Origin of the sequence: Brevundimonas aveniformis DSM 17977 (assembly GCF_000428765.1) — a bacterium.
Classification (GTDB): domain Bacteria; phylum Pseudomonadota; class Alphaproteobacteria; order Caulobacterales; family Caulobacteraceae; genus Brevundimonas; species Brevundimonas aveniformis.
In genome coordinates this window covers 15,202-39,364 of record NZ_KE386797.1, presented here as the reverse complement: position 1 = coordinate 39,364, position 24,163 = coordinate 15,202, and the positions used below count along the sequence as shown (strand labels likewise).

Sequence of the window (24,163 nt, the reverse complement as noted above, 5' to 3'; positions counted from 1 at the left end):
TCACGTCGGCTCGCCTGACAGCAGGGTCAGGCATTCGTCGCGCAGCGCGACCACGGGCGAATCGTCCGGCACCGCCATGAGGGCTGTCTGTTTGGCGGCCGTTTCCTCTGGCGGATAGGGCTCGCAGACCGAAGCCATCCCATCGGGGCCGACCGAGGACAGCACGGTGACGGGTTCAAGGGCCAGGGCATGGGCGAAGGCGGCAAAGCCGCTTTCGGCGGCCTCGCCGTCAAAGAAGGGAACCAGCGGAGCGGCCGAAGCCATCCAGGAAATGTCGCCGTCCGAAATTCCGTCCAAAGTCGCCTGCCATCTCGGGTCTTCGGGGGCTGCGAGCAGATCCCCCAGCGCCGCCTCGGCCCCTCGTTCGGTGATCAAGTCGGACAGGGCCCTCGTCGTAAACGGGGCCTGATCTGCGCTGGCCTGCTCTGTGGCTGGCCCCTCTGGTGAAGCCGGATCGCCTCCTCCGGCAGGCGGCGAACAGGCCACCAATCCGAGAACGGCGACAGCAATGAGCGGGTACCGGATCATGGCATAGGCCTCCAGAGCGGCGCCAGACGCGCCAGAACGACGTTCGATTTAGGCGCTCATCCGCGCGTTTGGTCAATCGCCGTCGAGGTGCCCCGATTGTGCCGTCGAGGCCGCGATGAGCGCCTGACGCTCTTCGGCGGTCAGGTGACGCCAGCGCCCTTCTTCCAGATCACCCAGCTTGATCGGTCCGATGCGCGTCCGCTGGAGGTCCACGACCCGCAGGCCGACCAGATCGCACATCCGCCGAATCTGGCGATTGCGGCCTTCCTTGAGGATGAATTTCAGCCGTCCCTTGCCGTTGTCGAACACCCCGGCGGGCTTGAGCGCCCGTCCGTCCAGTTCCAGCCCGTGGCGCAGGCGCTCAATGATGGCGGGGGTCACCTCGCCACGCACCCGAACCCGATACTCCTTGTCGATCTCGGACAGAGGCCCGATCACGGCTTTGGCGACGACGCCGTCCGTCGACAATAGCAACAGCCCGCGGGAATCCTCGTCGAGCCGTCCGACAGGGGGTAGTGACTGATCGCTGGCGGGTACGGCACCCAGCCCAACCTGTCTGTCCGCGCTCAGCAGCCGTGCCGCGGGGATCTTCCCCGGTTCAGGTTGCCCGGAAACATAGCCTGTCGGCTTGTTCAGCAGGACCGAAACGCCATCCAGTGCGGCCTGCGCGGCATCGGCCAGAGCGACCGTCTGCCCGGACTCGACCTTGCGCCCGGCGTCGGCGACGACCACGCCTTCAACGGTGACCAGGCCTGATGCGATCAGCCCGTCGGCCTCACGCCGCGAGCAGACGCCAGACTGAGCCATGAACTTGTTGAGACGCACAGGCTCATCGCCGCGCCAAACCCCTGACCACGCCATCATACCCGCCGGAACAGCAGCATCAGATTGTTGGCCGGCATGGGCACACGCAGGGTGTAGGCCAGCCCCTGGTCGCGCGCGACATCGACGACATCCTCGCGGCTGCGGAGGCCCCAGGCCGGGTCCCGCGCCTTCAAGCTCTCGTCAAAGGCCAGATTCGACGCCGCCGTCGCCGCATCCGCCTCAAGATAGGGACCGTACAGCGCCAGCAGTCCGCCCGGATTGAGCAAAACCCGCCCTGCCAACCGCAAGAGGCCTTCGGTCGCGGACCATGGACTGATGTGGATCATGTTGGCGCAATAGAGGGCCTTGAACGTCGCGTCCGGCCAGGTCGTCTCTTCCGTCACATCCAGCCGGATCGGTGCCTCCAGATTGGGTGGCCCATCCGCCCGCCACGCCTCGGCTGAGGCCAGTGCCGCCGCGTCCGGGTCGCTCGGCGTCCAAGCCAGACCCGGCATCGCCCGCGAGAATGCCAGCGCGTGCTCTCCTGACCCGCAGGCGACTTCCAGAACCGGGCCCATTGCCGGCATGTGTGCCTTGAGCACCTTAAGAATCGGCGTGGTGTTGCGGGCGCTGGAAGGAGAGGTCATGCGGGCGTCGGCCATATGCGTCCTTAGCATTCTTACAGAGGTGTCATGCGCTTTTGCCGCAATCCGGGCTAAGATCACCCCGATCTGCGGCGGGGGCCGCGACCAAGAGGGGGCCTGTGATGGCATTTTCCGCAACTGAATCTGCGTTCGAGGGCTTTCGAGTCGTCAGGCGCAATCCGCTCGTAATCCTGTGGTGGTCACTGGCCTACCTCATCTTCTTCGCCGTCTTGCTGGCCGCCGTAGGCGGGCCGATCTTGGCTATGTTGCCGCAACTCCAGGCGCTTGAAGGCTCCGAGCCGTCGATGGATGAGCTGATGCCTATCCTGAACCTGTACGGAACGATTCTGCTGATCGCGATGCCGCTCGGCATCCTTCTTGGTGCGGTTCTCAATGCGGCAGTGGCACGGTCTGTATTGTCGCCGGGCTCCAGCGCCTTCGGCTTCATGCGCCTGGGCATGGACGAAGTTCGGGTTGCGGTGGTCACCTTCGTGCTGGCGCTGGTGTTCATAGCGATCTACGTCGCCCTAGTTGGCGTCGTCGCGGCAGCGACGATGGCCGTCTATTCAGCGAATGAGGGGGCCGGAGTCGCGGTCGGCATTCTGGCGGGGCTGACCGCAATCTTCATTTTCATCTGGATGGCAATCCGGCTCAGCCTGGCCGTGCCGATTGTTGTGGCGGAAAACCGCTTCGCCTTCTTCGATTCCTGGGGGCTGACCAAAGGTCGGTTTTGGTCACTGCTCGGAATGACCCTTATCGCCTTCGTGATGGCGATTGTGGTGAGTGTTCTCGGCGCGATCATCGCCATGCCGCTACAGTTCATGGGCATGGCGGGCTTTGAGGAGACGATCTCCGGCGGAGAAATGGAGTCGATCCTGGCCGCAATCGGACCGGTTGTGATAGTCGCCGTCGTTGTCAATCTTATCATCTCCACCCTGCAATTCGCAGTTCTCTACGCCCCGTTCGCCTCGGCTTATCTCGGCCTGACGGGACGTGGGGGCGATCTTGAGTCGCCGGTGGAGCCCGTAGCAGCCGTGTCTGGCGAGCCGGACCTCTAGGCCGACTTCTTCCTCGACCTGGCGCGCTCGGCGTGCCGGTCGAGAATCTCTTTCAGATAGCGGCCGGTCCAGCTCTTGGGATCGGCTGCGATCTGTTCGGGGGTGCCAGTGGCGACGATCTCACCGCCGCCGTCGCCGCCCTCGGGTCCGAAATCCAGCACCCAGTCGGCGGTCTTCACCACATCCAGATTGTGCTCGATGACGATCATGGTGTTGCCGCTGTCGACGAGCTGGTGCAGCACCTCCAGCAGCTTTCTCACATCGTCGAAATGCAAGCCGGTCGTCGGCTCATCGAGGATGTAGAGGGTCCGTCCGGTCGCCCGGCGTGACAGCTCCTTGGCCAGCTTGACGCGCTGGGCCTCCCCGCCGGACAGGGTGGTGGCCTGCTGGCCGACCTTGACGTAGCCCAGGCCGACCCGCTCCAGCGTCGCCATCTTGTCGCGGATCGACGGCACCGCCTTGAAGAAGCTGGCGGCCTCTTCGACCGTCATGTCCAGCACATCGGCGATCGACTTGCCCTTGAACAGGATTTCCAGGGTTTCCCGGTTATAGCGTCGGCCCTTGCAGACGTCGCACGTCACATAGACGTCGGGCAGGAAGTGCATCTCGATCTTGATCAGCCCGTCGCCCGAACAGGCTTCGCACCGCCCGCCCTTGACGTTGAAGCTGAACCGCCCCGGTCCATAGCCGCGAGCCTTGGCCTCCGGTAGGCCGGCGAACCAGTCCCGGATCGGCCCAAACGCGCCGGTATAGGTCGCCGGGTTCGAGCGCGGCGTGCGCCCGATCGGCGACTGGTCGATGTCGATGACCTTGTCGAAACTCTCCAGACCCTCGATGCGGTCAAAGGGGGCGGGCGCGTCCGAGGCATTGTTCAACCGCCGCGCCGCCGCCTTGTAGAGCGTCTCAATCGTGAAGGTCGACTTGCCGCCGCCCGACACCCCGGTGACGCAGGTGAACAGGCCGACCGGGATCTCGCCGGTCACATCCTTCAGATTATTGCCTGTCGCGCCGATGACCTTCAGCGTCTTCTTCGGGTTGCGGGGGCGACGGCCCTCGGGCGGCAGCTCGATCTCACGGGCTCCCGACAGATACTGCCCTGTCAGCGACCGAGGATTGGCCATGACCTCGGCCGGTTTGCCCTGCGCGCAGATCTCACCGCCATGAACACCTGCCGCCGGGCCCATGTCGATAACGTAGTCTGCCGTCAGGATCGCCTCTTCGTCGTGCTCGACGACGAGAACCGAATTGCCCAGGTCGCGCAGGCCTCTTAGGCTTTCCAGCAGGCGGGAATTGTCTCGCTGGTGCAGCCCGATCGACGGCTCGTCCAGCACATAGAGCACGCCGGTCAGGCCCGAGCCGATCTGACTGGCCAGACGGATGCGCTGGCTCTCTCCACCCGACAGGGTGCCGGACGCGCGGCTGAGGCTGAGGTAGTCAAGCCCCACATTGTTGAGGAAGCCCAGCCGGTCGTTGATCTCTTTCAGGATGCGCCGGGCGATCTCCAACTGCTTTTCGGTCAGGCTCTTTTCCAGGCCGGAGAACCAGGCGTGGGCCTGCTTGATCGAAAAGTTCGAGGCGTCGCCGATGTCCAGTTCCGCCACTCGCACCGCCAGGGCCTCGGGCTTCAGGCGCTTGCCCAGACACGCCTGACACGGCGTCTGGGATTGATAGCGGCCCATCTCCTCGCGGACCCAGGCGCTGTCGGTTTCGCGCCAGCGCCGCTCGAGGTTCGGCAACACGCCCTCGAAGGCCTTGGACACCTCATATTTGCGGGCGTTGTCGTCATAGACGAACTTGATCTTGTCGCCGCCCGATCCGTACAGGATCACCTCCTGGGCCGTCTCCGGCAGGTCGCGCCAGGCCTTGTCCATCGAGAAGCCGTAGTGCTGGGCCAGCGCCTGCAGGGTCTGGGTGTAGAGCGGCGACGGCCCGCGCGACCACGGCGCAATCGCCCCCTTGTGCAGGGTTTTGTCGCGGTCCGGCACGATCAGATCGGCGTCGAAGGTCAGCTTCTGACCCAGCCCGTCACAAACCGGGCAAGCGCCTGCCGGATTGTTGAAGCTGAACAGCCGCGGCTCGATCTCGGCGATGGTGAAGCCCGACACCGGACACGCGAACCGCTCGGAAAACAGCATCCGGCGGGGCTCATCTTCGCCCTCAGCCTTGTCGGCCCATTCCGCCACCGCCAGCCCGTCGGCCAGGTTCAGTGCGGTCTGCAGGCTGTCGGCGTAGCGGCTGTCCTGGCCGTCGCGCGTGACCAGCCGGTCGACCACGATGTCGATGTCGTGCTTGAACTTCTTGTCGAGGGCCGGCGCATCCTCGATGGCCCAGAACTCACCGTCGATCTTCAGCCGCTGGAAACCCTGGCGCTGCCACTCGGCGATCTCTTTCCTGTACTCGCCCTTGCGGTCGCGCACGACGGGGGCCAGCAAGAGGATGCGTTCGCCCTCGGGGAGGGCGGTCAGCTTGTCGACCATCTGGCTGACGGTCTGGCTTTCGATCGGCAGGCCGGTCGCCGGCGAATACGGGATGCCCACCCGGGCCCACAACAGACGCATATAGTCGTGGATCTCCGTCACCGTGCCGACGGTCGAGCGCGGGTTCTTTGACGTCGTCTTCTGTTCGATCGAGATGGCGGGTGACAGCCCTTCGATCAGGTCCACATCCGGCTTGCCCATCAGCTCCAGGAACTGACGCGCATAGGCCGACAGGCTCTCGACATAGCGCCGCTGGCCCTCGGCATAGATGGTGTCAAACGCCAGCGATGACTTGCCCGAGCCCGACAGGCCGGTGATGACCACCAGCTCGCCGCGCGGGATGTCCACATCCACGCCCTTGAGATTGTGCTCGCGCGCGCCTTTGACGCGGATGTAGGCCTGTTGGTCGCTCATGGGATCCGGCAAGTCTGGCCGAAGGGATGGCTTCGGCGGAACGCCTCTATGTAGGCATCAAACGCCATGATTCAGCAAGAACATTTAGGGAACGAGCGAATTCGGACCTAACCTCTGCCGGCCTGAAGGAGATCCTTTGTCATGCGCTCAGCCCTGACCGCCGCCGCTGCCGCTATTGTGCTTGCGGGTTGCCAGTATTCGACCAGCTACTCCGGCTCGAATTCCGAGCTCAATGCCGAGGCTGACGCAGTGTACGAACACCTGCTCGCGGGCGAGGATCAGGCGATCATCGATGGGATGTCGTCGGAGAACAATCAGCAGCTGGTCGCCCAGCAGCTACCGATGCTGCGCGACATGGTGCCTTTCGAAACCGCGCCGGACCCCATTGTCTTGTCCAGTAACCAGACCAATGACAACGGCGCGCGTGGCTATACGGTCGAGCAGTCCTATTCGCACCCTGACAGGATCGTGGTGGTGCGTAGCGAATTCGTCCAGGAGGACGACACCTGGAAGCTGCGAGGCATCAATCTTAATGTCGAGATGACGGGTTCAGGGCAGGGGCCCGGCAGCGGAACCGTCGAATGAGGCGGCTCCGGCCTAAATTCTAACCCCAGCCTTCCACGGTTCCGGTCCGCCGCGACGGGCCGCCACCGGTCACGGGGATCATCGTCATCGGTTCGGGTGTGGGCTTGGCATAGAGCCAGCCCTGGCCCAGGTCGACACCGAGGCCGTCGAGAGCATCGGCGATGGGCTGGGTTTCGATCTGTTCGGCCACGATCTTGACCGACAGGGTCCGGCACAGCTCGACCAGATGCGCGATCATGGTGCGGGTGCGCTCGTCATCGACCGAGCGCGTCAGCCGCCCATCCAGCTTGACCACATCCACCGGCAGTCGGCGCAGGTACTCATAGGACGCCGCGCCCGAGCCAAAGTCATCGATACAGAGCTTGATGCCGGCCTGACGAAGGCGCTGGAGGCGGGCTCCGACGGCGTCTATGTCTTCAAGAGCGGCGGTTTCCGTCACCTCGACCATCAGGCGGCGGCGGTCATCGGCATTGAGCGAAGTTCGCTTGAGCAGCGTCTCGACATAGTCATCATCGACCAGCGAGTCGCCCGAGACATTGATCGCCAACTTGACCAGACCGGAACCCGGTTGTCGCAGGGTGCGCAGCGATTTCTCCAGGACCGCCAGGTCGAAGGCCCGGATCATGCCCAGTTCTTCGGCCATTTGAATGATCCGGCCGGTATCGCCTCCGCCAAATCGGGCCAGGACCTCATGGTGGTGGATGGCGCGGGTCTTGAGATCGACAATCGGCTGGTAGTGCACGTCAAACGCGCGCTCGCGCACGATGTTGGCGAAGCGACCGGCTTCCTGGACCGTGCGGGCCAGTTCTTCGGAGAAGACGTTGCCGGTGCTCTCCAAGCCCTTCTCGATACAGGTCGACAGGGTAAAACGCAGGGCCCGCAGCATCTGGGGCGCTTCAATCTTGGGATCGAGCGTTTCTTCACTGACGACCGGCGCGACCGCGAGGTTTTCCGCAGCGCAGGCCGCCGTGACCAACTCAACCAGCGAGTTCTGGTCATCGGCACTTCGCAGAACGGCAAAGCGGTCGTCCGTCAGACGTGCGGCGGTCTTGCCGTCGACGGAGGCGTCGCGAAGGACGGCTTCGACCGACTGGCGCGCGGCCTCGGCACCCGGTTGAGCCAGGCCCGCGACTTCAACGAAAGCAACCGAGCCCGGCCCGTCGAGCTTCGACAGCACCTCGCGGGTTGAGGACAGGAAACTGTCGGCATTCAGGATGGAGGCGTCGTTGGCCGGCGCATCCATCGCCGGTCCTTCCCAGCAAAATCCCAGAGAAACAGCCGGGGCGAGGTCGGGAGTCTGGAACCCCCTCACGATGGCCTTGCGAACCTTGTTGACCCCGCACGGGACCAGCACCTCGACAGGGCCGATCCGTTTGCCGGGAGTCAGGCCGGACAGGGCTTGGCGCAGGGGCCAGGACCCGGCTCGCCCCAGGACCTCGTCCAGTGATTTGTCGACATGAGCATGCGGCGAGGCACCGGGTGCGGCGGCGGCTCCAGCCGCAAATGTAATTCGATGCTCGCCATCAACCTCGACCAGCAGATCCGAGGAGACAAAGGCAAAACTCAAAAACCGGGACGCTTGACTCATATGGGCGGTCTAGCAGCTCGGAATGAATATTTCGTCGAGACGGAGCGAGCGGAAAGGGTTGCGAAAATGTAAACTTGGCCCCATTGTTCCTGTTGAGCACTGAGTATGGAGGCTCGACGAATATGATCAGCATTCTGGAAATCGGTATCGCCCTTTCCCTGCCGCTGCTTCTGCTCGCCCATGTCCTCACCCAGCCGCAACCCAAGCCGGTCCGCATCCGCGCTCGCGACGCTGAACGGCGTCGCCGCTAGAACACCTGACGGTTCAACGCTTTTCGACAATCTGACCCTCGCCTTTGGGCGGGAGAGAACCGGCGTGGTCGGTCGCAACGGCGTGGGCAAGACCACGCTGCTGCGTCTGATCGCGGGACTGGATTCCCCGTATGAAGGCCACGTCTCTCGCGCCGCGCCGGTCGGCTGGCTGCCCCAGGGCGGTCCTCCGGCTGTGGGTGAGACGGTGGCCGATGTGTTGGGCGTTCGCGCTGCGGTGGCCTTGCTGGCGCGTGTTCTGGCGGGCCAGGCCAAGGGCGATGATCTCGCCCTGGCCGATTGGTCCCTTCAAGGCCGGATCGAGGAAGCCTTGTCCAGTGTGGGCCTGTCAGATCTCGATCTCCGTCGCGCCGTCTCCAGGCTCAGCGGCGGCGAACTGACCCGCCTCAGGCTCGCGGGGCTGAGGCTGGGCCCAGCGGAGCTCCTCGTCCTGGATGAACCCACCAACCATCTTGACGCCGAGGGCCGGGTGGGCGTGGCCGCGTTTGTCGGCGACTGGCCCGGTGGCGTGGTTCTGGTCAGCCATGACCGCGCGCTGCTGCGCCACATGGATCGGATCGTCGAACTGTCGAGCCTCGGCGTCGAGATCTACGGCGGGGGCTACGACGCCTATGTCGAACGCAAGGCAGCGGAACGCGCGGCGGCGGAACGGCGACTGGAAGCCGCTGAGCGGGGCGTATCCACCGCCCGCCGCGAGGCCCAGCAGGCGCGCGAGCGCCGCGACCGCCGTGACAGGGCCGGTCGGGCCTTCAGCGCGTCCGGCTCGGCCCCGCGGATCGCACTCGGTGCCATGGCGCGCCGGGCCGAAGAAACGCGCGGTCGCATCGAGCGCACGTCACAAGATCGAACCCGCGAGGCCGAAACGGCCCTGGTCGCGGCCCGCGACGGCGTTGAGCACCACCGGGCGCTCGACATCCCCATGCCCACCACGGGCCTGCCGGCCGGTCGCTCGGTTTTCGAAGCCGAGGCCGTAAGGGTCGAGATCAAGGGGCGTCCCATCCTGGGGCCGCTGTCTCTGCATCTGACCGGGCCAGAGCGGGTGGCCGTCACCGGCCCGAACGGCGCGGGCAAGTCCACCCTGTTGCGATTGATCACGGGCGAGGTCGAAAGCGCCTCGGGGCGCGTCGCGCGTTCGGTCGCCGCCGTCCTGCTGGACCAGCAGGCCGCTATTCTCTGGCCTGAGGAGACGCTTCTCGCCGCCTACCAGCGTCTCAACCCCGACGCTGACCGCAACCAGGCCCAGGCGGCGCTCGCCCGCTTCCTGTTTCGGAATACGGCGGCGGAACGCATCGTCGGCACGCTCTCGGGTGGCGAGCGCCTGCGCGCCGCCCTGGCTTGCGTCTTGACGGGAACAGAACCGCCTCAGCTGCTCCTGCTGGACGAACCGACCAATCACCTGGATCTGGACTCGATCACCGCTCTCGAAGCGGCGCTGAACGCCTATGACGGGGCCCTGATTGTCGTCAGCCACGACGCCGATTTCCTCGACGCCATTGGCGTGACTCGCAAAGTCGAGCTTACGCCTGCTTGTTCAGCGTAACCGCTCGCGCGTCGCCGGCCTGGGCCTGGCCACCGGCTCCATAGCCGCCTGGCGACCGGACTTCGGCCACCTCGGCGGCGATGGCGCGGACGATCCCTTCCGAGATGGTCCGGGCGGCTTCGACGGCGCGCGCATGACGCGCCAGCACGGCTTCGAACGCTTCCGTAGCCTGGATCAGGCTCAGGCGCTGTTTCAGCTCGGCGTTTTCAACCAGGGACGGATCGGCCTTCACGCGCGCGGACTCGTGTCGGTACAGGTTGGCTAGCCGCTGCGTTTCTTCCATCCCCGCTACGGCATCCTGCGGGCGCCGGATCTCAAAGGCCCGGGTTTCTTCGGCGAGACGCTCAGTCAGGCGCTCGGTCAGGGCAATCAACTGGGACACGCGGTCATGGGCGTCGTCGGCAAACAGGGCCATCAGGTGGGCTCTTCAGTAGGGGTGGGCTGGACGGGGACGGTCTGCAGGGCCAGCAGTTCGCGCTGGACGTGATCCGCCAGACCGATGCCGCCGCCACTGGAAACCTGTCGGGCCATGGCGTCGATCAGAAAGCCCCGCCAGGTGGCTTCCGCATGCCCCCCGCCGAACGGGCCGTCCGTCTCCAGGCCGGCAAACATCGGCTGAAGCATCTGGGCCAGGAAGGTCGTTTCAAAGTCCTGTGCGACGCGGCGAACGTCCCCACCGGGGCCGACCATCGGCAAGGTCGGCGTTGCGGAGCGCGTCAGTGCAGGTGAGGGGATCAGATCGCTCATCACATCACCTCGATATCGGCTTGCAGGGCACCGGCGGCGCGAATGGCCTGGAGGATCGAGATCATGTCGCGGGGACTGACGCCCAGGGCATTCAGGCCGTTGACCAACTCCGACAGTGAGGCGCTGCCGCCGACGATGCGGATTTCGCGTCCACGCTCCTCATCAATCGACACCTGGCTGTCGGGCAGCACCACCGTGTCGCCGCCCGAGAAGGGCGCGGGCTGGCTGGCGTAGGGGCTCTCCTGCACGCTGATCGTCAGATTTCCCTGGGCGATGGCAACGGTTGAGATCCGCACATCGTCGCCCATGACGATGACGCCGTTGACCTCATCGACGACCACGCGGGCCGGGGCATCGACATTGATCGGCAGGTTCTCAATGGCCGCGATAAAGCTGGACATATCGCGCCCAGCCGGTGGGCGGACGGCCACGACGGTGCCGTTCTCGGCGATGGCCGTACCGGGATGCACCGCATTGATGGCCTGGGCAATCCGCTGGGCGGTCGAGAAGTCGGGATTGCGCAGGGCCAGCCGCACATTCGGCATGGAGCGCAGGTCAAAGCCCGTCTCGGCCTCGACCACGGCCCCGCCGGCAATGCGACCCGCCGTCGGCACGCCGCGCGATACGGACGAGCCCGAGGATCCCCGGCCCTCGACGGCCCCGGTCTGCACCGAGCCTTGCGCCACGGCATAGACCTGACCGTCCGCCCCGGTGAGGGAGGTGACCAACAGGGTGCCGCCCATCAGGTTGCGGGCATCGCCCATGGTCGAAACCGTCACGTCAATTCGAGAGCCCGGCGTCGCGAACGGCGGCAGCTCGGCCGTGACCATGACGGCGGCGATGTTGCGGGTGTTGGCGTTGGCGTCACGGATATTGACGCCCATCTGTTCCATCATCGCCTCAAGGCTCTGGCGGGTCATGGGCGAGTTCCTCAGGGAATCTCCCGTTCCGTTCAGGCCGACGACCAGGCCGTACCCAATCAGCTGGTTGGCGCGAACGCCTTCAATCGAAACAATGTCCTTGATCCGCGACTGGGCAACGGCCGACCCAAAGCTCATGGCCGTGACGGCCAGGGCGAAGAGGACAAGGCGAACGATCTGGGTCATGGAGGAGGGGCCCGTTAAGCATAAGTCGTCCTTGGGGCTTGCGAGGATTGTGCCAGTCAGACCGCGTCAATTCCGGTGTAAAATCAATGATCCCATTGGTTAACGATGGGGGATTCGCGCCGGGCGGCAGAAACTGCCCAGCCGTTAAGTCTTCTGTCATCGCTGGCGACCAATCTGGCCGGATGAAGGTCACCGGTTCAGGCTCCGTCGCCAGTCAGTCCCCGCGTCGCGCCGCCAGTGCCTCCGGCGGCTTCTCCGTGTCATCTGGCCCCAGCCAGGCCAAGGCGACGGCCCCAACGGCGGCAACGACCGGTATTGCCTCTGTCGCTGCGCTTCTGGCTCTGCAGGAGGAGGATGGCCCGGCAGAACGCAGGCGACGTGCCCTCAAACGGGGGGGCGGGTTGCTCGACCGGCTGGAGGCGGTCAAGGTTGCCATGCTCAGCGACGGGGATGGGTCCGCAGCTTTGCAATCCCTGGCCCGCATGGCGGCAGAGCAGCGCCAGGGTGATCCTGACCCCGGCCTTCAGGACGTACTTGATCACATCGAAACGCGTGCCGCCGTCGAACTGGCCAAGGCCAGGGTGCGCCGAGTGGCCTGACGCCCAAACGACACACCTCGTGGCCGTGAGCGATCAGTCAGGTTCGATCACATTGAACCGACTCATGGGCACGCCTATAGGTCCCCTCCTCTCAGGGAGGCGCTTAGGCGTGAGGGGTTGAATGTCGGCGTTGAAGTCTGTGACACCCGAAGACGAGTACCGGCCGTCGGTGGATGAGCCGTTTATGAACGAGCGACAGCTCGACTATTTCCGCAAAAAGCTGCTGGCCTGGAAAGATGACATTCTGCGTGAATCGCGCGGAACTGTTGTCCAGCTTCAGGCTGAGACGTCCAACCACCCGGATCTGGTCGATCGGGCATCTTCCGAATCCGACCGGGCGCTGGAACTTCGCACCCGCGACCGGCAGCGCAAGCTGATCTCCAAGATCGACGAGGCCCTGCGCCGGATCGAGGACGGCTCCTACGGCTATTGCGAGGAAACCGGCGAACCGATCAGCCTGGCCCGTCTCGACGCCCGCCCGACCGCGACCCTCAGCCTCGAGGCCCAGGAACGGCACGAACGCCGCGAGCGCGTCCACCGCGACGACTGAGTGCGCACGCAGCCTTGACTTGGCGGGCCGGGAGCGCGACCTAGCGCCCCTTACGTTTTCAAGGTTTTGGCCCATGACCGTCAAGGTCCGTTTCGCGCCGTCCCCGACGGGGCGCCTCCATGTCGGCAATGTCCGCACCGCGCTGGTCAACTGGCTGTTCGCGCGCAAGCATGGGGGTGTCTTTGTCCTGCGTATCGACGACACCGATCTGGAGCGGTCCACGATCGAGAACGAAGAGGCCATCGAGACGGACCTGACGTGGCTCGGTCTACCCTGGGGCGAGCGGTACAATCAATCCAAACGCTTCGATAGCTATGAACGCGCCGCCGCGACCCTGAAGGCCGCCGGCCGCCTCTATCCCTGCTACGAAACTCAGGAAGAGCTGGATCGTCGTCGCAAGGTTCAGCTCTCGCGCGGCCAGCCGCCGATCTACGACCGCGCCGCCCTGGACCTGACGGACGAGGACAAGGCCAAGCTCGAGGCCGAGGGCCGCAAACCCCACTGGCGCTTCAAGCTGGAAGGCAAGCGCGTCGTCTGGGAGGATCTGGTGCGCGGCCATTGCGAGGTCGACACCGCGTCGCTGTCCGATCCGGTGCTGATCCGCGAGGACGGCCTGTTCCTCTACACCCTGCCGTCGGTCGTCGATGACATCGAAATGGCCATCACCCACGTCGTGCGCGGCGAGGACCACGTCACCAACTCCGGTGCCCAGATCGAGATCTTCGAGGCCCTGGGGGCGACGCCGCCGACCTTTGCCCATATGTCGCTGCTGATCGGGGCGGACGGTCAGGCCCTGTCCAAGCGCCTTGGTTCCCTCTCGGTCGGTCAGATGCGCGACGAGGGTTATGAGCCCATCGCCATCACCAGCCACCTGGGCCGCATCGGCACCTCCGATCCCGTCGAACTGGTCGGTTCGCTGGATGAGCTGGCCGGGGGTTTCGCCTTTGAAAAGCTGGGTCGCGCGCCGGCCCGCTACGACACCGCCGACCTCGACCGCCTGAACGCCCAGGCCGTTCACGCCCTGGACTATGCGGCGGCACAGCCGCGTCTGGCCACCTTGGGCGCGGATCTGGGGGAAGCATTCTGGCTGGCGGTGCGCGAGAACCTGAACCGGTTCGACGACGCTCGGGGCTGGGCCGAGACCTTGACCGGCACGGTCGAGGGGCCGCGTCTGGACGAAGCCTTCAAAGCGGCGGCCATCGTCGCCTTCGAAGAGGTTGTGCCTGCCGGATCAGAGCCGGACACCCAGAGCTGGTCCGCCTTTACCAATGCCGTGAAAGAGGCCACCGGGGCCAAGGGCGGGGCGCTGTTCAAACCGCTGCGCCAGGCCCTGACGGGCCGGGACGCCGGCCCCGACATGGCGGCGTTGCTGCCGTTGATCGGTCGGGACCGGATCCTGGAGCGCCTTCGCGGCGGCTAGGCCGCCGCGCAAACACGCGAGAGGTTTGTGGCGGTTAGGCCGCGGCGTTGCAGGTGGCGATCTGCGCGGCGCTCAACGCCTGACCGCGCCAGGAGAAGGCCGAGACGGCACCCAGTTGAGCCACAACACGGCGACACGCGCGGCTGGCCGGCTGCTCGGAACCGCGACCCGTCCCGACGCAGCCGCCGGTCGTGTCACAGCGCCAGCTGACACCATCGACGATAACCGGCGACGTCGGGGCAGCGGCCCCGTTCTGAAGCGTGAGGGTGGTGCCAGCGGTCTGGGCCGATGCGGCTCCAGCCAGGGCGAGGGCGGCAACGGCCACCAGGGAGGCGATACGCATGGGGGGAAATCTCCAGATGAGGGGCCTTAACGGCGCGGCGACATAGTGCGTTGCGAAAAGAAACTGTCAAGGTCCATATCGAAAAAAGACGGACCAATGCCTCAGCTTTACATTATCAACGATAATATATCGGGGCAACGCTTGAGGCTGGACCACTGACCCGATCTGGGTCCGCTGCGGCCGTGAGGCGGTGGTCGGTATCTCCCCAAAACCCCGCCCAGCAAGTCATGGAACTAGGGCGGTTCGGCACGGTGAGCTCGCTCTGAGGTGTCCGCTGACCTGCGCGGGGCCAGATCGACGGCGATCTTTGACGAGGTTCATTCGTGCCGGGCCGCGCCTGCGCGGCCCTCGCGTTCGCGCCCCCACCATGCCGGGTTCAGCCGGCGGGGGTGGGCGACACTGACAGGTCGGCAGCGCACAACGCACTGAAATCCTTGATCCGGCTTGTCAGCTTGTCGGTCCGTCAGTATCTGACACGGTACGCCTATTCGGCGCGGGCCTTGACGATCTTGCCAGGGTTGCGCGGCGGTTCGCCCTTGGGCAGGGCGTCGATCAGGTCCATGCCGTCGATGACCTCGCCCCAGACCGTGTATTGGTTGTCGAGGAAGCGGGCGTCGTCAAAACAGATGAAGAACTGGCTGTTGGCGCTGTCCGGGTTAGCCGTGCGCGCCATCGAACAGACACCGCGCACATGCGGCTCTCTCGAGAATTCCTGCTTGAGGTTCGGTTTGGACGAGCCACTGGTTCCGGTTCCCGTCGGGTCACCGCCCTGGGCCATGAAGCCAGGGATCACGCGGTGGAAGACCACCCCGTCATAGAAGCCCTCATTGGCCAACTCGGCAATGCGCTGGACATGGTTCGGGGCCAGGTCAGGGCGCAACCCGATGGTCACGTCGCCCTGGCTGTCGCCGGTGTCGATGGTGAAAACGAGGGTCTGGGCTTGGTCGGTCATGGCGGCTCCTGTGCTGGGGCCGCTTCTAGCTGGGTCGAGCCGGAAGTAAAACCGTCAGAGGCCGGCGAGATGCTCGCCGGTCTTGGCTTCCAGTTCCATGACCAACACGCGCCCGACCGGGTGGGCATCCGTCTTGATGTTGTCGCGGACCATGGCCTTGATGGCGTCGATGTGCGCATCGATCAGGAACAGCGGAGCGTGCATGCGCGCCTTGTCGTCGATCAGCTTGCACAGCGAGGCCGAGATGCGCGTGACGATCGGGAACTCATAGGTCGCCCCCAAACCCTTCAGGTCATGGGCCCGCATATAAAGCTGGATCAGATTGGCTTCGGTCGCGCCGGTCGCCTTGATCTCGGCCCGCGCTGCTTCCAGCTTGCTGACCTCGTCGTTCAGCCAGTCGCCGAACTGGCTGGACAGATCCTTGAGGGCCGCCTCGGCCCGGGCGATGGCCGCCGCATCGATGCCACCAAAGCCGGCACCGCCCACTTTCAGGCGAAGGGTGTTCGGCGGTTGGATGAATTCAGCAGGCTTACTCACGACGCGACTCCAGTGTTGATCGCGTCAATATTGCATAGCCGACTTAAGGAACTCCTAGGATGCGAACTGTTCGGCCAGAACGCGCTCCTCATATGACCGGTCAGCATCGAACAGCATGGTGAGGGCGATGTCGCGGCGTTCTGATACCTCGACGCGGGCCACGTTCCTGACCTCGACGTCATCGGCCACAGCTGAGACGGGGCGTTTGTCGGCCTCCAGAACATCGAAGGCGACCGCCGCCGTGTGCGGCAACAGCGCGCCACGCCAGCGTCGCGGCCGAAAGGCGCTGATCGGGGTCAGGGCCAGTACACCCGAACCCAAGGGCACGACGGGTCCGTGGGCCGACAGATTATAGGCGGTCGACCCGGCGGGGGTGGCGACCAGAATACCGTCACAGATCAATTCGGCCATTCGCACCCGACTATCCACCGAGATGGTCAACTTGGCGCTCTGGCGCGTCTGGCGCAGCAGCGACACCTCATTGATGGCCAGGCCTGTGTGCACCTCGCCCGAGACAGTGACCGCCCGCATCGCCAACGGATGCACCACGGTTGGTGAGGCCTGCCGAATTCGCTGAAGCAGGCCCTCCGTGTCGAAATCGTTCATCAGGAAGCCGACCGAGCCCAGGTTCATGCCGAAGATTGGCTTGGCCACCGTCATGGCGGCGTGGAGCGTTTCCAGCATGAAGCCGTCGCCGCCCAGCGCTACGATGACATCGGCCTGATCGACCGGGTTTGATCCATACGTCTCGATCAGAATCTGACGGGCCGTAACCGCCTCAGGGCGGTCGACACAGACGAAGGCGAGACGGGGATCAGCAGCCATGATGCAGGCAAGCCCGCTCGGGCCGCGCTTGTCAAACGTCCGGGATCAGCGAGCGGCGTCGAGAGCCTGGCGGAACGCCCGCGCGGCGGCCTCCGGCCCTTGGTCGAACAGGCGCGTGGCCTGGGCGTCGCGGGCCCCGATGGTCGGCTTGCCGCCTGTGCGGATGCGGATCTCGACCAGCATTGACGGGAAGACCGCCTTGTCGATTCCAACTGAGGCGCAAGCTAGCGCCAGCAATTCCGCGCCTTCAGCACCCACCGCCTTGCGCACATCCTGAACCGAGTAGCCACCCAGAACCGCCAGGGCATTTTCGAACAGGCTGACCCGACCTTCACGGGCCGCGCGGACCAGGTACCCAGGCCTTAGTTGGCCGGCGGTGTCGAGCTTGGCGATCAGACGTCGCTCCATTTCGTCGCGCTCTGGATCGACCTGTGGTGCCGGCTGCGGCGGGGGGGCGACACCCGCGGACGCGGCCCGGACGGAGGCCGCGATTGCTGTCTCAAGCCCATCGGTATCGATACGGAACCGTTCGCCGATCGCTTGCCGCAAGGTTTGGCCAACCCAGGAATAGAGCTGCTTGGCGAGCTCTTCACGAAGTCGCGGATGACGAATCAAGGGCGCGCGCAGGGCCGCGATCCGTCGCGACGCCTGGACCAGACGCTCAAAGCCGGGCTCGGAGATGTCGGCAGTGGCATTGCCGGCCAATGCGGTCAGCACCGCCGGTTCGGACCGGTCCAGAATGACATCAACGACGGTGGCCCCAACGTGCGGCCGGCGGGCCACTTCGATCTGGTGCTCAACGGTGGCCTCGAGCAGGACACGGATCAAATCCTGATCCTTGAGCAGCGGACTCTTGGCGATCAGCGGTCGGGCAATCTCGATCTCGTCCAGGACGAGAATGTTGATCAGGGCGTGCGGGGCCCAATCAGCATCGGCCAGTCGCTCTGCCAAGGCCTTGCGGATATCGGTTTCGACCTGCCCGACCAGGACCAGAAACAGGTCCGACACGACTTCCGAATTAGCCTGGCCTGAGGCCTCGACCAAGTCGGCTACGCCCATCAGAAGGCGCTGTCGATCATCCTGCGATCGGCTGTGCGCGAGGCGAAGCAGGGCATCGGCGTGCTGGTTCGACGATGAGGCGAGATCGACAGCGGCCAAGACGGTCCTCCACACGCGCAACAAGGCGACAATCTCTGCCGAGGGCATGAAAACACCGTTAACGGGTCGGAAACCTTGACGTCGATCACCTGCGGCGCGAGTTTTCCAGCCGTAACAGCTTGCCGCCGGAGGACACGGATATGGCAGATGGGGCCGTCGCCAACCTGAAAGCCCAGGTTTCAGAAGCCGAATGGAAGGCGCGCGTCGATCTGGCTGCGCTTTACAGGCTGGTCGCACTACACGGGTGGGACGACATGATCTTTACCCACATCTCGGCCCGCGTGCCGGGGCCTGAGCACCATTTTCTGATCAATCCCTATGGCTGGTACTTCGAAGAGATGACGGCCTCGTCTCTGGTCAAGGTGGACCTGGACGGCAAGGTTGTTCAGGAGACGACCAGCTTTATCAATCCGGCCGGGTTCACGATCCATTCCGCGGTCCACGCTGCGGTCGAAGACGCCCACTATGTAATCCACCTGCACACGGTGGATGGTGTCGGGGTGGCGGCCCAGAAAGACGGCCTGTTGCCGATCAGCCAGAACGCCTGCCTGTTGCAGAACCAGGTTGCCTATCACGGCTATGAAGGCCTCGCGCTTGACCATGACGAGCGCGAGCGGCTGGTCGCGGACCTGGGCGACAAGTCTCTCATGCTTCTGCGCAACCATGGTACCCTGGCCCTCGGCAAGACAGCGGCTGAGGCCTGGGTGGGCATCTTCTTCCTCGAGAAGGCTTGCTCGCAGCAGGTGGCGGCGCTTTCGGCCGGACGGGATGGCATTCTGACGGCACCTGATGCCGCCCAGGCGGCCACCAAGGAACAAGGCAAGGGCATCGGCTTTGTTTCAGCCCTGGCCTGGCCGGGGGCCCTGCGCCTGCTGGATCGAAAGCTGCCCGGCTACGACACTTGATCAGGGCGGCCGTCGCCCTGGTTGCGACGGCATGGCCGGGCGTGGCCCTGGCCGGGGCCTGGCCATTGGACCGGGGGGATACCCAGGTCATCCTTAAGATCGAACAGATGCGGGCTTCGGATGGGTTCGATGTCGACGGGACCCGTCGCCCATTGTTCTCCGATCGCGAAGACGACATGGCCTCGATCTTCGTCGAGCACGGCCTGACAGATCGGCTGACGCTCCAAATGCGCGCGGAATGGCAACGCGGCGAGGATCTGTTTGCCGACTACGAAGGGGCTGGCCCAACAGAGATCGGCCTGCGCTATCAAGTTGTCGAAACCCGAAGGTCGACGGTGAGTGTGTACGCGGCCTACGCCTATGCGGGAGAGGGTCGCAATGCCGGCTATGCGGCACCCGGGGCCGGGTCGCACGACTGGGAGCTGCGTCTTCTCGCCGGTCATGGTGATCGACTGGACTGGTTCGGCGGTCGGGAGGCTTTCGTGGAGGTTCAGGTTGCGCGCCGGTTCCGCGACGGCCTCGCTGATGAAGACCGCCTCGACATCACCGGTGGCATAAATTTCGGCCCTAACTGGATGATCCTCAATCAGGTCTACGCAGGTCGCACCGTCGAAGGACCGGAGGTGGCCTGGGTGAACGCCGAGAGTTCTGTCGTGCGACGTTATGGGAACTGGAGCTTGCAGGCGGGCTGGCGGCTGGCGTTGGCCGGTCGAGGCGAGGTGCCGGCACAAAGTGGGCCGATGATTGCCGTCTGGCGACGGTTTTAGCTCACAGGAGCGTTTGAAGGCGCGGGATGGGCGGCTATACCGCGCGTTCGCCGCGCCGGGAGCCGTTCGTGAATTTTGCTAGACGCCATTTTTTCCTGATCGCAGCCGTCGGTCTGGTCGTGCTTATGGCGCTGGCCGTCGCCGTCAGGACCTTGAGTGTAGGCGGCGATGACAAGGGGGGTGGTGGCCCAGGCGGTCGCGGCGGGCCAGGCGGTCGCGCCCAGACCGTCGAGGCCGTGAGTGTCGCCCAGCGTGATTTCGTCAATCAGATACAGGCCCTCGGGGTGGCGCGTGGTCGCCGCAGCGTCGACATCACCTCCTCAACGACCGAGTTGATCACGCGGGTTCTGTTCGTCGACGGTCAATCTGTTCGGGCCGGGGCTCCGCTGGTCGAGCTGCAAGCGCGCGAAGAAGATGCCGGTATCCTGACCGCCCGCGCCAATCTGGCGCAGGCGCAGCGGGACTTTGACCGTTGGACCGATCTGGCTGAGCGGGGCGTGGCACCCCGGGTCCAGGCCGAACAGGCCGAGTCGGGCGTCGCGACGGCCCAGGCCGCGCTTGAGGCTGCTCAGGCGCGCCGGGGTGATCGGGTTATCCGTGCGCCGTTCGCAGGGGTCATCGGCCTGTCGACGGTCACGCCGGGCACGCTGGTAAACCCCGGCGCCGTGATTGCTACCCTGGATGACATCGGCGTGGTGCGCGTCGATTTTCCGGTGCCCGAGCGGTACCTGTCGCTGGTGCGCCGGGGTACGCCGATTATCGCGACCGCTGATGCCTTGCCCGGCGAGAGCTTTCAGGGAGCCATTGCCATGGTCGACACGCGGGTCGATCAGACGACGCGCGCTGTGACTGCCCGAGCGGAGTTCCCAAACCCGGGTGGTCGTCTGCGGCCCGGCATGTCGATCCGAGTGCGAATTCAGGAAGGTATGCGCCAGGCAATGGCCGTGCCTGAGGCGGCGGTCTTGTTCGAAGCCGATCAGGCCTTCGTCTATCGAATTGCCGGAGCGGGCGACGAGGCCCAGGCCCAGCGTGTCCTGGTTGAAACGGGTTCGGTCGAAGGCGGGTTCATCGAGATCACCGGTGGGCTGGCGGTGGGCGACCGCATCGTTGCGGGCGGCCTGAACCGCCTTCAGCCCGGCGCGCCGATTCAGGTTCAAGGTGAGGGAGCGCCGTCTGGCCGGCGGCAAGGCCGCCAAGGGCAGCGTCCATGATGTTGTCCGATATCGCCGTCCGACGCCCGGTGCTGGCGGCGGTGGCGGCCATTGTTCTGGTTGTGCTGGGTGCGGCTGCCTTTTTCTTGCTGCCCATACGCGAACTGCCCGATATTGACCCACCCGTCGTGTCAGTCTCGACCAGTTATGGCGGTGCCTCGGCTGAGGTCATCGAGAGCCGGATCACCGAGCCGATCGAACAGCAGGTCGCCGGTATCCAGGGCGTGGAGCGCATTACCTCCTCCAGCCGGGACGGCCAGTCCCGTGTGACCATCGAGTTCAACCTGGATCGGGATATCGACGCCGCGGCCAATGATGTGCGTGACCGCGTCAGCCGCGTATCGGGGCGGCTGCCGGATCAGGCTGATCCGCCGCAGGTGGCCAAGGCGGATTCCGATTCCTCGCCCATCATCATTGTCTTCTTCCGGTCCACGACCATGAACCGGCTGGAGCTGACCGACTATGCCGACCGCTATTTGGTCGAGCGGTTCTCAACGGTCCCGGGTGTGGCCACCGTGCAGATCTTTGGAGAGCAACGATATGCCATGCGGATCTGGCTGGATCCGGCGGCCATGGCGGCTCGGGGTTTGACGGTCACCGATATCGAGAGCGCCCTGACCGCTCAGAATGTCGAACTGCCGGCCGGGTCACTTGAATCGACCAGCCGTGACTACACAGTGCGGGTCGCCCGCAACTTCTCGACCCCCGAGCAGTTCGCCGCCCTGCCTGTGTCGGGATCGGCTGTTGACGGGGCCTATGTCACGCGTCTGGGCGATGTGGCCCGTATCGAGGAGGCACCGTCTGAACACCGCCGGCTTTTCCGCGGGAACGGAATCGATCAGGTCGGCCTGGCCATTACCCGGCAATCCCAGGCCAATGACCTGGCAATTTCCAGTGGCGTGGCGGACGTGGTCGCCCAGGCTCAGGCCAGCCTACCTCCAGGATCACAGCTCGAGATAGGCTCGGACAATTCCGTCTTCACCAAGCACGCCATCGAGGAAGTCTGGATCACCATCGGCATCGCTCTGGTGCTGGTGGCGCTGGTCAATTTCGTCTTTCTGGGCACGCTGAGGGCGGCGTTCATCCCCTCGATTGTGGCACCGATCTGCCTGCTGTCGACGTTCATTGTCCTGGCGACCTTCGGGTTTTCGCTCAACCTGATGACACTGCTGGCCCTGGTGCTGGCCATCGGCCTGGTCGTCGATGACGCCATCGTGGTGACCGAGAACATTCAGCGCCGTATCGACAATGGTGAGCCGCCGCTCGTTGCGGCCCTGCGCGGTGCGCGACAGGTCTTCTTCGCGGTTGTGGCGACGACGATTGTTCTGATCGCGGTCTTTGCGCCCCTGATGTTCCTGCCGGGATATACGGGTCGCCTGTTCGTTGAGCTGGCCGTCGCCATTGCGGCAGCGGTCGCTTTTTCCGCCTTTCTCGCACTCAGCCTCTCGCCGATGCTGGCGTCCAAGATCCTCAGGCCCGCTCGCACCGAGGGCTGGGTGGCCCGTCAGGTGAATGCCGCGATGGACGCCTTGCGGCGGTCCTATCACGACACCCTGGAGATGATGCTGGGGCGCCCTATGGCGGCGGCGGGTGCCAGCCTGGCCGTGCTTGTGGTCGGGCTGGGGGCATGGAGCTTGTTCTCCGTGCTGCCGGAGGAACTGGTTCCGCCCGAGGATCGGGGTCGCGTGTCGGTGCGCGTCGAAGGGCCGGAAGGCTCGGGTTACGATTACACCCGCAACATCATGATGCAGGTCGAGCCCATGCTCGAAACCTACCGGGCCAATGGGGAGGCTGACAGCTATCTGGTGTCGGCACCTGGGTTCGGCGGCGGCAGTTTCAATACCGGCAACGGCGTGCTGGTGCTGGCCGACTGGGGCGCGCGCGACCGCTCGGCCGACGAGATCAGTCAGGAACTGGGCCGACAGGTCAGCCAGATCACGGGTGCGCGGGTCAACGCCTCGACGCCTGGTGCCCTTCAGCGCGGTGGCGGCGGCGGCAGCAGCAACAGTGTCCAGATGATCGTGACCGGCTCGGACTATGAGTCGATGTACCTCTGGCTTCAGCCGATCCTGGCCGCTGCCCGGGACAATCCCGGCCTGCAGCGCCCACGCCTGGACTATGAGCCGAACTCGCCGCGCTTGCTGGTCGATGTCGATCCCGAGCGAGCTGCCGCCCTCGGCGTGTCTGCACAAGGTGTCGGACGCACGCTGGAAACCATGTACGGCGGGCGCCGCGCCACGACCTATATTCGCGGAGGCCAGGAGTATGACGTCATCCTCCAGACCGAGCGGGAGAACCGCCAGGCGGTTGATGACCTGAACCAGCTCTATGTGCGCGGTGGGGCCGGTGAGCTGACCCCGCTCTCGTCCGTGATCGACACGCGAACGTCCGGCGACACGCCGGACCGCCGCCGCCTGGACCGCCTTCGGTCCATTACCCTGACGGTTGATCTCAACGAGGGCTACACGGTGGCCGATGCGGTCGCGTTCCTGGAACAGAGCGCCGCTGAGCAGCCGCCTGGTCCGATCATTCGTTGGGGCGGTACGGCCCGCGATCTGCAGGAGGCCGGTGGCGCCGTGGCCCTGGCCTTTGGTCTGGCCCTATTGCTGGTGTTCCTGGTTCTGGCGGCCCAGTTCGAAAGCTGGATTTCGCCAGCGGTCATCATGCTGACCGTCCCGCTGGCGGCGGCGGGCGGGTTGTTTGGCCTGTTCATGGCGGGCTCGAGCCTGAACATCTATTCGCAGATCGGCCTCATCATCCTGATTGGTGTTGCCGCCAAGAACGGCATCCTGATTGTGGAGTTGGCCAATCAGCTCAGGGATCAGGGGCGGTCGATCCGCGAGGCGGTGATCGAATCTGCCTCGCTGCGGCTCCGTCCGATCATCATGACCTCAATCGCGACTGCCTTCGGTGCGCTGCCGCTGGTGCTGTGGCAAGGGGCAGGGGCCGGCAGCCGTCAGACGATCGGCGTGGTGATCTTCGCCGGGGCCATCTTCGCCACCCTGTTGACGCTGTTCATCCTGCCGGTCTTCTACAACCTGTTGGGCCGATTCACGCGCAGCCCTGAACATGTGGCGCACGAGATCGAGGCCTTCGAGGACGAGGAACGCAACCGGGCCCAGCCCGCGGAGTAGGT

General features: G+C 65.0%; 24 protein-coding genes. 11 read left to right on the top strand and 13 right to left on the bottom strand.

The window, feature by feature from the left end; all coding sequences use genetic code 11:
• The 3 genes from G391_RS0112250 to G391_RS0112240 all read right to left on the bottom strand — a co-directional run bounded on the left by G391_RS0112250 (position 1) and on the right by G391_RS0112240 (position 1,979).
• Entirely contained in the window at positions 1-528 is a 528-nt protein-coding gene (locus G391_RS0112250) for a hypothetical protein (protein ID WP_029087768.1), read from the bottom strand.
• 72 nt (positions 529-600) lie between these two features.
• Entirely contained in the window at positions 601-1,389 is a 789-nt protein-coding gene (locus tag G391_RS0112245) for a pseudouridine synthase (protein WP_029087767.1), read from the bottom strand.
• The gene (locus tag G391_RS0112240) at positions 1,389-1,979 is read right to left on the bottom strand and encodes a DUF938 domain-containing protein (protein ID WP_245572106.1); all 591 of its coding nucleotides are present in this window, start codon (positions 1,977-1,979) and stop codon (positions 1,389-1,391) included. Before G391_RS0112240 ends, G391_RS0112245 begins: the two co-directional genes overlap by 1 nt.
• Positions 1,980-2,098: 119 nt before the next feature.
• Between G391_RS0112240 and G391_RS14845 the strand changes: the two genes are divergently transcribed.
• A complete protein-coding gene (locus G391_RS14845) occupies positions 2,099-3,034 on the top strand; it encodes a DUF7847 domain-containing protein (RefSeq protein WP_051257373.1) in 936 nt (311 codons plus the stop codon).
• Here G391_RS14845 and uvrA read toward each other — a convergent pair.
• The gene (gene uvrA / locus G391_RS0112230; RefSeq protein WP_029087765.1) at positions 3,031-5,925 is read right to left on the bottom strand and encodes an excinuclease ABC subunit UvrA; all 2,895 of its coding nucleotides are present in this window, start codon (positions 5,923-5,925) and stop codon (positions 3,031-3,033) included. The genes G391_RS14845 and uvrA overlap by 4 nt on opposite strands.
• Positions 5,926-6,066: 141 nt before the next feature.
• On the opposite strand from uvrA, the gene G391_RS0112225 reads away from it, so the two are divergent.
• Positions 6,067-6,510, top strand: a complete 444-nt coding sequence (locus G391_RS0112225) for a hypothetical protein (RefSeq protein ID WP_029087764.1) — start codon at positions 6,067-6,069, stop codon at positions 6,508-6,510.
• A gap of 19 nt (positions 6,511-6,529) precedes the next feature.
• Here the strand turns inward: G391_RS0112225 and G391_RS0112220 are convergent, their stop codons facing one another.
• Positions 6,530-8,098 carry an EAL domain-containing protein gene (locus tag G391_RS0112220; protein WP_029087763.1) on the bottom strand — a complete coding sequence of 523 codons (1,569 nt, stop codon included), beginning with the start codon at positions 8,096-8,098 and terminating at the stop codon, positions 6,530-6,532.
• A 122-nt stretch (positions 8,099-8,220) separates the two neighbouring features.
• On the opposite strand from G391_RS0112220, the gene G391_RS15920 reads away from it, so the two are divergent.
• Both G391_RS15920 and G391_RS0112215 read left to right on the top strand, forming a co-directional pair.
• Complete coding sequence (locus G391_RS15920) at positions 8,221-8,349, top strand: hypothetical protein (RefSeq protein ID WP_282008822.1); 129 nt, start codon at positions 8,221-8,223, stop codon at positions 8,347-8,349.
• 64 nt (positions 8,350-8,413) lie between these two features.
• Positions 8,414-9,907: an ABC-F family ATP-binding cassette domain-containing protein gene (locus G391_RS0112215; protein WP_245572105.1), complete on the top strand. Its 1,494-nt coding sequence runs from the start codon at positions 8,414-8,416 to the stop codon at positions 9,905-9,907.
• Here G391_RS0112215 and G391_RS0112210 read toward each other — a convergent pair.
• The 3 genes from G391_RS0112210 to G391_RS0112200 are packed head-to-tail and all read right to left on the bottom strand — an operon-like array spanning position 9,885 to position 11,760.
• Entirely contained in the window at positions 9,885-10,322 is a 438-nt protein-coding gene (locus G391_RS0112210; protein ID WP_029087761.1) for a hypothetical protein, read from the bottom strand. The genes G391_RS0112215 and G391_RS0112210 overlap by 23 nt on opposite strands.
• Complete coding sequence (locus tag G391_RS0112205) at positions 10,322-10,654, bottom strand: rod-binding protein (protein ID WP_029087760.1); 333 nt, start codon at positions 10,652-10,654, stop codon at positions 10,322-10,324. The genes G391_RS0112210 and G391_RS0112205 overlap by 1 nt, the downstream gene beginning before the upstream one ends.
• Positions 10,654-11,760, bottom strand: coding sequence for a flagellar basal body P-ring protein FlgI (locus tag G391_RS0112200; protein WP_029087759.1), 1,107 nt, complete (start codon positions 11,758-11,760; stop codon positions 10,654-10,656). The genes G391_RS0112205 and G391_RS0112200 overlap by 1 nt, the downstream gene beginning before the upstream one ends.
• A 182-nt stretch (positions 11,761-11,942) precedes the next feature.
• Between G391_RS0112200 and G391_RS0112195 the strand changes: the two genes are divergently transcribed.
• The 3 genes from G391_RS0112195 to gltX all read left to right on the top strand — a co-directional run bounded on the left by G391_RS0112195 (position 11,943) and on the right by gltX (position 14,329).
• Entirely contained in the window at positions 11,943-12,359 is a 417-nt protein-coding gene (locus tag G391_RS0112195) for a flagellar assembly protein FliX (protein ID WP_029087758.1), read from the top strand.
• Positions 12,360-12,480: 121 nt separating this feature from the next.
• Positions 12,481-12,909: an RNA polymerase-binding protein DksA gene (dksA, locus tag G391_RS0112190; RefSeq protein ID WP_029087757.1), complete on the top strand. Its 429-nt coding sequence runs from the start codon at positions 12,481-12,483 to the stop codon at positions 12,907-12,909.
• 73 nt (positions 12,910-12,982) lie between these two features.
• Complete coding sequence (gene gltX / locus G391_RS0112185) at positions 12,983-14,329, top strand: glutamate--tRNA ligase (protein ID WP_029087756.1); 1,347 nt, start codon at positions 12,983-12,985, stop codon at positions 14,327-14,329.
• 34 nt (positions 14,330-14,363) lie between these two features.
• Here the strand turns inward: gltX and G391_RS0112180 are convergent, their stop codons facing one another.
• The 5 genes from G391_RS0112180 to G391_RS0112160 all read right to left on the bottom strand — a co-directional run bounded on the left by G391_RS0112180 (position 14,364) and on the right by G391_RS0112160 (position 18,144).
• On the bottom strand, positions 14,364-14,672 hold the full coding sequence (locus G391_RS0112180; RefSeq protein ID WP_029087755.1) for a CC_3452 family protein: 309 nt from the start codon (positions 14,670-14,672) through the stop codon (positions 14,364-14,366).
• 484 nt (positions 14,673-15,156) lie between these two features.
• Complete coding sequence (locus tag G391_RS0112175) at positions 15,157-15,624, bottom strand: peptidylprolyl isomerase (protein ID WP_029087754.1); 468 nt, start codon at positions 15,622-15,624, stop codon at positions 15,157-15,159.
• A gap of 54 nt (positions 15,625-15,678) precedes the next feature.
• Positions 15,679-16,161 carry a hypothetical protein gene (locus G391_RS0112170; RefSeq protein ID WP_029087753.1) on the bottom strand — a complete coding sequence of 161 codons (483 nt, stop codon included), beginning with the start codon at positions 16,159-16,161 and terminating at the stop codon, positions 15,679-15,681.
• A 54-nt stretch (positions 16,162-16,215) separates the two neighbouring features.
• Positions 16,216-16,986: an NAD kinase gene (locus tag G391_RS0112165; protein ID WP_029087752.1), complete on the bottom strand. Its 771-nt coding sequence runs from the start codon at positions 16,984-16,986 to the stop codon at positions 16,216-16,218.
• Positions 16,987-17,031: 45 nt separating this feature from the next.
• Positions 17,032-18,144 carry a DUF2336 domain-containing protein gene (locus tag G391_RS0112160; protein WP_245572104.1) on the bottom strand — a complete coding sequence of 371 codons (1,113 nt, stop codon included), beginning with the start codon at positions 18,142-18,144 and terminating at the stop codon, positions 17,032-17,034.
• Positions 18,145-18,284: 140 nt separating this feature from the next.
• Here G391_RS0112160 and G391_RS0112155 point away from each other — a divergent pair, with 140 nt between their 5' ends.
• The 4 genes from G391_RS0112155 to G391_RS0112140 all read left to right on the top strand — a co-directional run bounded on the left by G391_RS0112155 (position 18,285) and on the right by G391_RS0112140 (position 24,161).
• Positions 18,285-19,049 carry a class II aldolase/adducin family protein gene (locus tag G391_RS0112155; RefSeq protein WP_029087750.1) on the top strand — a complete coding sequence of 255 codons (765 nt, stop codon included), beginning with the start codon at positions 18,285-18,287 and terminating at the stop codon, positions 19,047-19,049.
• Entirely contained in the window at positions 19,046-19,816 is a 771-nt protein-coding gene (locus tag G391_RS0112150; protein WP_035304533.1) for a hypothetical protein, read from the top strand. Before G391_RS0112155 ends, G391_RS0112150 begins: the two co-directional genes overlap by 4 nt.
• Before the next feature lie 68 nt (positions 19,817-19,884).
• A complete protein-coding gene (locus tag G391_RS0112145) occupies positions 19,885-21,027 on the top strand; it encodes an efflux RND transporter periplasmic adaptor subunit (protein WP_029087748.1) in 1,143 nt (380 codons plus the stop codon).
• Positions 21,027-24,161: an efflux RND transporter permease subunit gene (locus G391_RS0112140; RefSeq protein WP_035304575.1), complete on the top strand. Its 3,135-nt coding sequence runs from the start codon at positions 21,027-21,029 to the stop codon at positions 24,159-24,161. The genes G391_RS0112145 and G391_RS0112140 overlap by 1 nt, the downstream gene beginning before the upstream one ends.
• Positions 24,162-24,163: the final 2 nt, after the last annotated feature.

Bases quoted from the DNA above. Each gene is read 5' to 3' on its own strand.
- G391_RS0112250 (WP_029087768.1), bottom strand. From the start codon at position 528: ATGATCCGGTACCCGCTCATTGCTGTCGCCGTTCTCGGATTGGTGGCC.
- G391_RS0112245 (WP_029087767.1), bottom strand. From the start codon at position 1,389: ATGGCGTGGTCAGGGGTTTGGCGCGGCGATGAGCCTGTGCGTCTCAAC.
- G391_RS0112240 (WP_245572106.1), bottom strand. From the start codon at position 1,979: ATGACCTCTCCTTCCAGCGCCCGCAACACCACGCCGATTCTTAAGGTG.
- G391_RS14845 (WP_051257373.1), top strand. From the start codon at position 2,099: ATGGCATTTTCCGCAACTGAATCTGCGTTCGAGGGCTTTCGAGTCGTC.
- uvrA (WP_029087765.1), bottom strand. From the start codon at position 5,925: ATGAGCGACCAACAGGCCTACATCCGCGTCAAAGGCGCGCGCGAGCAC.
- G391_RS0112225 (WP_029087764.1), top strand. From the start codon at position 6,067: ATGCGCTCAGCCCTGACCGCCGCCGCTGCCGCTATTGTGCTTGCGGGT.
- G391_RS0112220 (WP_029087763.1), bottom strand. From the start codon at position 8,098: ATGAGTCAAGCGTCCCGGTTTTTGAGTTTTGCCTTTGTCTCCTCGGAT.
- G391_RS15920 (WP_282008822.1), top strand. From the start codon at position 8,221: ATGATCAGCATTCTGGAAATCGGTATCGCCCTTTCCCTGCCGCTGCTT.
- G391_RS0112210 (WP_029087761.1), bottom strand. From the start codon at position 10,322: ATGGCCCTGTTTGCCGACGACGCCCATGACCGCGTGTCCCAGTTGATT.
- G391_RS0112205 (WP_029087760.1), bottom strand. From the start codon at position 10,654: ATGAGCGATCTGATCCCCTCACCTGCACTGACGCGCTCCGCAACGCCG.
- G391_RS0112200 (WP_029087759.1), bottom strand. From the start codon at position 11,760: ATGACCCAGATCGTTCGCCTTGTCCTCTTCGCCCTGGCCGTCACGGCC.
- G391_RS0112195 (WP_029087758.1), top strand. From the start codon at position 11,943: ATGAAGGTCACCGGTTCAGGCTCCGTCGCCAGTCAGTCCCCGCGTCGC.
- dksA (WP_029087757.1), top strand. From the start codon at position 12,481: ATGTCGGCGTTGAAGTCTGTGACACCCGAAGACGAGTACCGGCCGTCG.
- gltX (WP_029087756.1), top strand. From the start codon at position 12,983: ATGACCGTCAAGGTCCGTTTCGCGCCGTCCCCGACGGGGCGCCTCCAT.
- G391_RS0112180 (WP_029087755.1), bottom strand. From the start codon at position 14,672: ATGCGTATCGCCTCCCTGGTGGCCGTTGCCGCCCTCGCCCTGGCTGGA.
- G391_RS0112175 (WP_029087754.1), bottom strand. From the start codon at position 15,624: ATGACCGACCAAGCCCAGACCCTCGTTTTCACCATCGACACCGGCGAC.
- G391_RS0112165 (WP_029087752.1), bottom strand. From the start codon at position 16,986: ATGGCTGCTGATCCCCGTCTCGCCTTCGTCTGTGTCGACCGCCCTGAG.
- G391_RS0112155 (WP_029087750.1), top strand. From the start codon at position 18,285: ATGGCAGATGGGGCCGTCGCCAACCTGAAAGCCCAGGTTTCAGAAGCC.
- G391_RS0112140 (WP_035304575.1), top strand. From the start codon at position 21,027: ATGTTGTCCGATATCGCCGTCCGACGCCCGGTGCTGGCGGCGGTGGCG.